Source organism: Nodosilinea sp. LEGE 07088 (assembly GCF_015207395.1).
Lineage (GTDB): Bacteria > Cyanobacteriota > Cyanobacteriia > Phormidesmidales > Phormidesmidaceae > Nodosilinea.
In genome coordinates, this window is record NZ_JADEWX010000008.1 from 34,140 (window position 1) to 43,586 (window position 9,447).

General features: G+C 53.5%; 6 protein-coding genes. 1 reads left to right on the forward strand and 5 read right to left on the reverse strand.

All coding sequences use genetic code 11. The features are described from left to right. Positions 1 to 101: 101 nt before the first annotated feature. Complete coding sequence (locus IQ254_RS03760; RefSeq protein WP_193964509.1) at positions 102 to 2,327, reverse strand: DUF4114 domain-containing protein; 2,226 nt, start codon at positions 2,325 to 2,327, stop codon at positions 102 to 104. Between the two features lie 852 nt (positions 2,328 to 3,179). Here IQ254_RS03760 and IQ254_RS03765 point away from each other — a divergent pair. Continuing rightward, positions 3,180 to 4,541 (forward strand): ammonium transporter, encoded by a 1,362-nt coding sequence (locus IQ254_RS03765; protein ID WP_193964511.1) that lies wholly within the window; start codon positions 3,180 to 3,182, stop codon positions 4,539 to 4,541. An 87-nt stretch (positions 4,542 to 4,628) separates the two neighbouring features. Here the strand turns inward: IQ254_RS03765 and IQ254_RS03770 are convergent, their stop codons facing one another. The 4 genes from IQ254_RS03770 to IQ254_RS03785 form a co-directional block, all read right to left on the reverse strand. After that, the gene (locus IQ254_RS03770) at positions 4,629 to 5,351 is read right to left on the reverse strand and encodes a GvpL/GvpF family gas vesicle protein (RefSeq protein WP_193964512.1); all 723 of its coding nucleotides are present in this window, start codon (positions 5,349 to 5,351) and stop codon (positions 4,629 to 4,631) included. Between the two features lie 125 nt (positions 5,352 to 5,476). Then, positions 5,477 to 7,120 (reverse strand): hypothetical protein, encoded by a 1,644-nt coding sequence (locus IQ254_RS03775; protein WP_193964514.1) that lies wholly within the window; start codon positions 7,118 to 7,120, stop codon positions 5,477 to 5,479. A gap of 113 nt (positions 7,121 to 7,233) precedes the next feature. Continuing rightward, on the reverse strand, positions 7,234 to 7,803 hold the full coding sequence (gene leuD, locus IQ254_RS03780; protein ID WP_193964595.1) for a 3-isopropylmalate dehydratase small subunit: 570 nt from the start codon (positions 7,801 to 7,803) through the stop codon (positions 7,234 to 7,236). A 698-nt stretch (positions 7,804 to 8,501) separates the two neighbouring features. Beyond that, a complete protein-coding gene (locus tag IQ254_RS03785) occupies positions 8,502 to 8,732 on the reverse strand; it encodes a hypothetical protein (protein ID WP_193964516.1) in 231 nt (76 codons plus the stop codon). Between the last annotated feature and the right edge of the window lie 715 nt (positions 8,733 to 9,447).

The following is a 9,447-nucleotide window of genomic DNA, read 5'->3' on the forward strand; positions in this document are numbered from 1 at the left end:
CACGATTGCTCTACCTGGGCCTAGAAATCATGGCTTACTTCTAGGTGATTTAAACAACAATGCCAAAGGCCAGTTGCCCAATCAGATTAAACATGTGACCCCTAAATCGGCTGAACATTAATTTTGACAATTAAGTCATCATAATCTAAATCACCACCGCCAACTATGTCCTCAAACCCAAAGGTATTGCTTCCTAGAAGCTTGACATGGTCAACACCACCGGGGTTAGCCTTTAAGAACGGGAAAAACACTGATGCATCTGTAAACTCACTGGCCAAAATGTCTCCCACAGTGCCCTGAGTAATTAAGAATGGGACGAGAATTTTACCGGCATCGACCGTGACAGATGTTGACAGTACGCTCTGATTAGTTGGAGAAATGACGGGTTTATCAAACCACTGACGAACCGCTGCCTGAACATAGCCGCTGTCGCCGGGATTTAGAACATTGCCAAACTCATCTAATAAGGTACCTTGCGTGTTTTCGACCTGATAAAAACCAAGTATATTGTCATTATCAGCCTCACGAAAGACCGATAGATCTAGGTTTACCTGGCCACTCAAGCTCCGCAAGTCAAGCATTTCAGACTCTTGGCCGCCCTGTAGGTTAGATCCTAGAGGTAGGCCATTGTCATCAAACAGCTCAATTTTGAATCTAAAGTCATCAAATAGGCCGTCACCATTGAGATCCCAGTTAAATACATAGGCACCCTGGTCGGCTAAAAAACTAACCTCTAGAGGCTGGTTATTCTCCTGCCCAGATAGAGGGCTTGCGAAGATGACTTCACCTATTCCATTGCTTAGAACTGAGTCTACTGTGCCGTTTTGGGTTAAAAAGAATCCGTAATTTTGTCCGCCTAAGAGTGAGGCAAATCTTAAGAAATCTAGTCCCTGAATATCGAGATCGCCCAAGGTGGAGAAAATAGTTTTTGTTGTAGGTAGGGCAGCTGCCATATAGCCCATACTGTCTGGAGCGATGCTGTTCATGGTTCCTTGACCATCATCTACAGCAAAGAAACCAACTTCAACAGCACCGACCTTGGAGGGTTCTAAGACCGTAAACTTGACTGTCTTAGTCGCAGTCGTATTGCCAACGGTCAATAAGTTGTTTTCTGAGATGCTCAGTACCGCTTGATCGTTGATCGGTAGAGGCCCAACCGGGCTAGGATCGATCGGTGGTGGGTCAACGGGGTTGGGGTCAACCGGGGTAGGATCGACCGGGGTAGGATCAACCGGGGTAGGATCAACGGGCGTTCCTACCGGAATAAAGGTGATAGAGTCTATCCTGGCAAATTCTTCTGCATTTCGAACACCGACAAACTTGATCTCGTCTCCCTGCTGGATCAGGAGTGGTTGCCCCCCATTGACAGCCCATGTGGAAACGGGGAGCCCTGTCGTGTTACCTGTATTTTGATTTAACTGGAGCGTTTCAATCGGGGTACCCCCAATGCTGAGGGAAATTTGCCCTTCACCATCACTTTCATCTAGGTATCGAACCTGAATAGCATACAGCCCTGTTGCACCAGTAAATGACGTAGAGGCTTCACCAGAATTACCAGCAGGGACAGCCGCCTGCAATCTAATGACAGTCAGTGCAGGGTTAATTGTTTGCTTAGCATAGTTGCTCAGGGTGGCAAAATCCTCGGCTTCAATCGTCAATGTCGAGGGCACTGGAGGAGTGGGAGGCGTAGGGTCAACAGGTGCGGGATCGACCGGCGGAGGATCGACCGGCGGAGGATCGACCGGTGCAGGATCAATCGGTGGAGGATCAACCGGCGGAGGGGCTACTGCTGAAATTTGAGACGGCGGTGACGTTTCATCTCGATTTAGCTTATTTTTAGACAGATGAATTCTGTCTAGCATTGCATTGCTCGATCGCCCACCAATTTCAATAGTATTGAGACCTGCCTGCAAATCATAGGATGTTACTTCTAAATTACCGGCTACGTTAGTAACATTGCGCAGGTTGGCCCAGGTCCATTCGCCAAAGGGGCCACCAAATCGAACCTTGACCCAGTCCCCTCCATTAACCCGAACCCAAAAGTCATTCTCCTGGCCTGCGGTTGCATTGCGGCCTTCCTGAACTCGCAATGATCGTAAGCTTAAGAAGTACTTGCCATCTTGATCAAGATTAACGGTGTAAGAGAGAACGCTATCTTTAATTCCAGATATTCCTGTAGTTAGACCCTTGCCAACATAGCGATAATACGCATTGCCAGTGAATCCGCTGTACTGCTGTTGAGATTGCCAGCCACCCGTTGGCGGGGTGGATTCAACTTCGATTACAGCTAACCCATTCTGAGCTTGATAGATCTGGTTGGTACTCATTTTTCGATGCTAAGTGAGAGTAGAAAGCCTGGGAAACGTAGCCAAAAAGCCTGCCGAGGAAATCAATTACCTACTTAAGGATCCCCATCAAGGGAATGAATAAGGATTGGGTTGAAAGGTAGCTGAGGTAACAGTGCCTTGTGCGCGCAAGAAGCAGGATTACAACCCAATGGTCTATAGGGTCTAATTGAAAACTAGCAGGTGAAGACTGCCCATCAAGTGCAAGCCTTATCAGTATTTCTACTGTCTTACTCAGGAAGAAATATATCTGGACAAAGATTGCTTACGGAGTCTTTATGCTGACCCTGGCTAGCCGGTAGCTCGATGACCTGGATACTTCTCTTGAAAGCCTCTATTTACAAGGCTTCCAGGAGAAAATCTGCGGTCGTTTGGGCCACTTTTAGAGATTCACGAAGAATTCAGATTTTTACGGTTGCGATCGGGCTATAAATGTGACAATTACTTAGACCGGTTAGTACCTGCCTGACACGGGCGATCGCGATCAGCGCAGGCGCTCAGCAAAAAGGGCCTGCAACTGCTCTCAACCGATGAACCTCTGATCAGCTAAATCACGGCATTGTCTGCGCATCCACCCATCTTTTTGCACCCAATCCACCACCGTTTTGAGATTGTGCTTGTGCTCTTACAGATGCTCATTAGGTACTGCCCTAGTGCTTTAGTAGCCTAGGGAAAATTTGCGCCACAGAGAATCATTCATGCCAACCTGTTTGGTTAAGAGTCAAATTGCTTGGGAGACAAGCCGTGGCCAGACTTCAACTACAAAATCCTTACTCACACCAATGTCTGCATCCCCTAGGTCAGGCGGTCGGACGATGGCGTTATGTGCCTTGGATGGCTTTAGGCACAGTGCTCATGCTATGCCCCGCCGCTCTGGCCCAGGGGGCGGCTGATCTCCAGGTGGCCCTTGATACGTTGTGGGTGCTGGTGGCTGGGTTCTTAGTGTTCTTTATGAATGCCGGGTTTTGCATGCTCGAAACCGGGTTTTGCCGCAGCAAAAACGCCATCAACCTGTTGGCTAAAAATCTGATTGTATTTGGCCTCTCGACCCTGGCTTTTTGGGTGGTGGGTTTTGCCTTTATGTTTGGTGACGGTAACCCACTCTTTGGGTTTTCTGGGTTCTTGCTCCAGGGGGCTGACAATAGCCCGGCTACGGGCGATGCTTACCGAGGCACCTTTAGTGCTCTCAGCTGGGCTGGGGTGCCCTTAAACGCTAAATTTTTCTTTCAGCTAGCCTTTGCCGGCACTGCTGCCACCATCGTGTCTGGGGCCGTGGCCGAACGGATTAAGTTTCTGGCCTTTTTTATCTTTAGCCTGCTGCTGGTGGGGTTGTCTTACCCGATTACGGGCCATTGGGTCTGGGGGGGCGGTATGCTGGCTGGCCTTGGTTTCTACGATTTTGCCGGGTCTACGGTGGTGCATTCTGTGGGTGGCTGGGCGGCGCTGGTGGGGGCTATTTTACTGGGGCCACGGCGGGGGCGGTTTCAAGCTCGCTCAGTGGCCATGCCGGGGCACAATCTCAGTATTTCGACCCTGGGGTGTTTCATTCTCTGGCTGGGCTGGTTTGGCTTTAACCCCGGTTCGACCATGGCGGCTGACCCCTTTGCCATTAGTCATATAGTGGTCACAACTAACTTTGCTGCGGCGCTGGGTGGGTTGGCGGCCACGGTTACCTCCTGGATTTATCTTGGCAAGCCCGACCTGTCGATGATTATCAACGGGGTGCTGGCGGGGCTGGTGGCGGTGACTGCGCCCTGTGCCTATGTCAATTTGGGCAGTGCCGCTCTAATTGGCCTGGTGGCCGGGGTGGTTGTGGTCTTTTCGGTCACACTGATGGATGGCTTGAAAATCGATGACCCGGTGGGAGCGGTTTCGGTACATCTAGTCTGCGGTGTGTGGGGCACGGTGGCCCTGGGGTTGTTTAGCGTTACCCCAGGTACCTATCCCTGGTATGGCGAAGGCTCTGGCCCTCTGGCTGGGCTCTTGATGGGGGGCGGCATTCAGCAACTGCTTGTACAGCTGTTGGGGATTGCGGCGGTAGGGGCGTTTACGGTGATTTTTAGCCTGGTGTGCTGGCTAATCTTGCGGGTTACGGTGGGCATTCGGGTCTCTGAAGCTGACGAACATAAGGGGCTTGACCTAGGTGAGCATGCCATGGAGGCTTATCCTGAGTTTCAGGTAGGGCGTCAGGGCTGAGGCTGCTGTAGACGCAGCAACTGCCGCCTGGCGGCTGAGACGCTGGGCCCGATAGGCCCAGCAAATTTAGCCCTGCAACGGCGAAATTTAGACAAAGTGATAGGGGGGCAGGGGGGCGCTGAGAACAATCTCCCAGTGGGATGTCTGCGATCGCCAGGTTGCTATTTGACGCTCTAGGTCAGCGATCGCCGCGCGATCGACCAGCAGGTAAACCTTAGCTTCTCCTGCTGGGCTCTCGGCCTCAAGGCTGTCGCCGTAGGTATGGTGAATGTCGTCAAAAAACTGGGCTAACTGCTGTTGCTGCTGCTCTTGGGCGGCGGTTTGCTCGTGGAGGCGCTGCTTTTTAGCTAAAAAGTACTCGCGTCCGGTCAGCCCCTGACGCAGGGGCGGTAGTTCTACCCCCTCAGCTATGAACTTGATTTGATATTCGACCTTAGACCCGAGGGCCGCAAGCTTAGCCGCATAGTCTGCTCTCTGGTCGGCCAAGTGGGCTTTGAGATGCTCTATGGAGGCAATCTGAGTGCCAAATCGCAGGGGCAGTAGCGGCGTATGCTGAAACAGTTCACAGATGACGCGATCGTGACTGAGCACTGCGTTGAGCAGGCGTGGTTCATCGGCTTGCAGTGTCTCCAGATTTACGCCCGTTTCAACGACGGCCGCAATATCCTCGACGGCAATCAGCTGGGTAGGTTCGACTAACCCCAGGGGCAACGTCAGGGGATGTACAGGACGGGGACAAATACTGTAGAGGTAGATTGGCTCTGGAGTCAGCTCTGGAGACACGGTATCAAACGCCCTTGGATTCGCCACAGTTTGATCTCACTCTAGGCGATCGCGCCACGGCTGCGGTGCCGCTCGCGATAAAAGTTATGGCCATTGATACCCTGCGATGGTCACCTTGATCAGTCAGGCATAACCCACCCAAAATACTAGATTTACAACGTGTTTTGTAAGGTAAAACACCAGTCGAGGGTGAGCTGCCCCGCCTGGCATCCCGTATCTCCATCGAGCCGGTGCAGGTGAATGGGGGTGCCCTGGCGCAGGGCGGCGATCGCTGGAGTGAAGGTGGCCAAGTCGTAGTCGACCAGCCCCGTGAGATCGGTCACCGTTAAGGGGGTAGACCAGGGATTGTCGGCGACGTCAACGACGGCATCGGCGGGCAGTGCCTGGGGAACAGTGGGCAAGATTCGCCCCCGGCTGAGGTCAATAATCCAGCTGTGGCTAGGGGTAGTCAGCTGTAGCAACGGGCGCAGGTAGAGGCTGCCCTGCTGCCAGCTCATGCCGGGGGGTAGCACCTGCGCGATGACCCCACCCATCAGCTGCATCACCCGTTCTGAGCTCTGCGCCAGGTACCACCGTAGGCGAGGCCAAACATCGGCTACCAGCACAGGCTCATGCACAAACGTGTGCTTAAACAGGCTATTGGCCCCCCGCACTAAGTCGGTAGCCCGGTAGGTAATCAGATTGCAGGCGGCTTCGCGCTGTTGCAGCCGTTCTGCACGAGTCGCTGGCTCATCATCTGTACTGAGTGCGACGATCTGGTGCAGATTTTGGCTAATAACCTGCTGGGCACAGGTGCTCAAAAAGGTCTGAATCCATTGCTCATCGGTAAAGGTGAGCCAGCTGCCCAGCACCCTTGTGGTCGCGTCATCGGGGTTATCGACCAGGGTGCTGGCAAAGTCATCGAGGGTAAAGCTCGCTGCCGCTGCCCCATGGCCGTGCTGCCTGCCTGTCGGCGGCAGACACAGGGTGTCAGGCACCGCCAGGGCCGCGCTCTCGTAGATCTGGGGCTGCCCTTGGGTTGCCATCTCGGCTAGGTGCAGATGCACCGTGAGAGTGGCCGGCTGCCAGGGCTGAAACGGACGCAGTGTATCGATTGCACAGCCGTCACCCAGCAGTGGGTTGAGCCCCGGCTGGGTATTGCTGACTAGCTCAGCTATCCGCGCTAACAGCTGACTACAGAGTATCGGCTGGCTGTCGAGGTCGTTTTCTAACAGCTGAATTTCGGTGGCCTCAGCCAGATAAAGCGAAGACACTGGAGCTGTCTGGGTGACCAAATCTAGGGCGTAACGGGTCTCTTCTACGGTCAGCACTAGCACCGGCACTAGACGCACAATATGCACGGCTCCCCGCCCATCGGGGTCGTAGACTCGAGCCTGCACCCCCTCAATCAAACGCATGATTTCGTATCCCCCGCTGGCCAGCATCCACAGCAGGGCAGGTACCAGGGTAGGTATGGGTACGAGGGCGCTCTTAGCGGCTGGCGCTGGGGCTGTCATAGCCTCTAAGGCCTCTAGCAGTTCCCAGATTTCTTCACTCAGGTAGGGCCCGAGATGCTCTGGTGTTTGGGGCAGATCGGTGGGCCAACCGCCAGTGGGCGATCGCAGCACCATAGTTTGCCTAACCAACTGCTCCAGGGCCGCCGCTACGCCCGGCACCCGACCCAGGGATGAGCGCTGGTTGGCCAACGGCACCATGCGACATACCGTATTACTCAGCGCAGAAGCCGTGGCACCCGGCAGACTGGCAGTGCCCGGCTGCAGCCAGGGGGTAAGCGAACGCACAGCAGAGGAAACCATAGCAGCAATCTACGCAGGAAGATGAGGGGGATCTCCCTAGAGAATGCCTATATTTCGGGCAAAAACCACAGGGCGTTGTAAATCTATGGGTAAGGGCACCGGATGCTGTGCCCTTACCAGGCCACGTAGGGTAGCTTAGCTGCCGTCGCCCGAATTGCCTCGGCATTGGCCACGAGCTGGCCGCAGGCATCCCAGGTACCGGCTAAAAAGGCTTGACGCACTCCCTCGGGCATGGTGACAGCGGCGGTTTCAGCCCCAAATTGCACCGTTTGGCTAGCCAAATCGAGGGTCAGGGCCAGGGCCGGGTCGGCGGCCAGGGCTGCCTGCACCTGGCCCACCACCGCCGAGGTCGCCGTCAGACAGGGAATGCCAATAGCTACGCAGTTACCGAAGAAAATCTCGGCGAAGCTCTCGCCCAGCAAGGCTTTGATGCCCCAACGGGCGATCGCCTGGGGAGCATGCTCCCGCGACGAGCCACAGCCAAAGTTACGGTTGACCACCAAAATTGTCGCCCCCTGGTACTGGGGCTGATCTAAGGGGTGGGCACCCTCCAGCGCGGCGCGATCGTCGGCAAACACCTGCTCGCCCAGGCCATCGAAGGTGACACACTTCAAGAAGCGGGCCGGAATGATGCGATCGGTGTCAATATCATTGCCCGTGAGGGGAATCCCGGTGCCGATCATGCGTTCTGTCTGCGCCACTGCGATCGCTCCTTAACTCTGAACTCTGAATGTATCGCTAGCCTTCCGCCAGGGAAATAGCCGCCTCCTAGAATAACAGCGCCAGACCGTATCCAGCGACCAACCCAACCGTTTAGCTTGGATCCGACACATTCCATTTTTGCGCTATGAGAGTAGCTATTAACCCAATCATAAACTTTAGTATCATCCCTGGCCATCCACAATCCAGAGGAGTATCTTAATAAGTAAGGAAGCAAATCACCAGATACCAAAGCTGATTTCTTCCCCAACAGATCGAATAGTTCAGTCCTGTTAAATAGGAGGTACGTTATCGATTTAACGTCTGAATCTATCTCGTCAAATACCAGCAGCACTTTACTCGGTTGTTGATATTTCCTCTCTTAGCTGATAGAGAGCTCTGTAAGAAATGCCCAGAGACGCTATAAACCCCACGCGATGGTTTCTTTACGACGGCATTTGAACATCTCTATTTAATCAAAACTTTCTTGAGGAAAACTCTCAAGCTAACCAGTCAAAGTGCTGCTGTCTCCGAACGTTTTCAAAGCATATTATTCCGAGAAATCTCTCGAGGGTAATTATGTCTGGTTACAGGTAAAAGACTAAACTTAAGAACCCCCCGGCAGAAAATCTGTTCGGGGGGTTCGCTTAGCAGGGACGATAGGTCTCGGCTACCTCATCAACTATCCTTCAGCTGCATACCCGGCAGGGCCATGGAGCAGCTCAGAAAGATTTGGCATATCCAAGTCAAGGGTGGCCGTTGGCATGGAGTCCGTCGTCGATAGCTGCTCTTCGATGGGGGCAGGAGCCATCATGTCGCTGGGCAAAAATATCCGAGCGCTTACCGCTAGCATCGCTACGGCAAAGATAAGCACGATGAGCAAAGGCGCAATATAGGAACGGAAGAAGGACATGGGGCGATCGCACGTAAAGGAATGTAACCTATACTTTCATCTTACATGGGGAACCGGTGATGGAGAAAGATATCCATCGGTCGCATGCTGGCGGGGTGAAGTAGGACAAAATTTCCAAAGGCAGCTCTGACCAATACTTTGAGGACAAAAGAGACCGGCTCGATTTTGATATGGTCGCCATTGGGCAGATTTTTGCCGCTCTGCTGCCGGCCCTAGAGCACGGTCTTGGCCAGTCTTCTTGGGCAATGCCGTTGAACCCAGGGGAAGGTGCTCAAGCTCTAGGGACGATCGGGGGATCATTCTCCGCCTTTTGGCGCGGCAGTCTGGGGGTGAAACCCTGAGGTCAAACGAGATAGAGCAGCTCTTGCCTAAGAGATCGGCCCGCTGGGGGCGAGGGTGAACGACGTAGCTTTTGTCAGGTAACCGGTTCTCCATCCTAGGGGAATGGTAAAAGCATGACAGGGATGGGGTAAATTACAATGTCAGCAGTTGACATGGCTTAAACTCGCCTAGCCCGTTTTGACCGTCAACAATGGCGGCGGGTGGCGATTATTCATCTAGTCAATCAAGACTCAACGCTAAGTTTTATAGACCCCAAATCGAGCGAGGCCCAATTCAGGTCAGAGTCTTGCCGTTTGCCATCGGCTCATACTATTCATGGGTAGTTCTGGTTCCGACTTGAGCCGAGCCCGGCGCTATTGCCAGACCTTCAGGA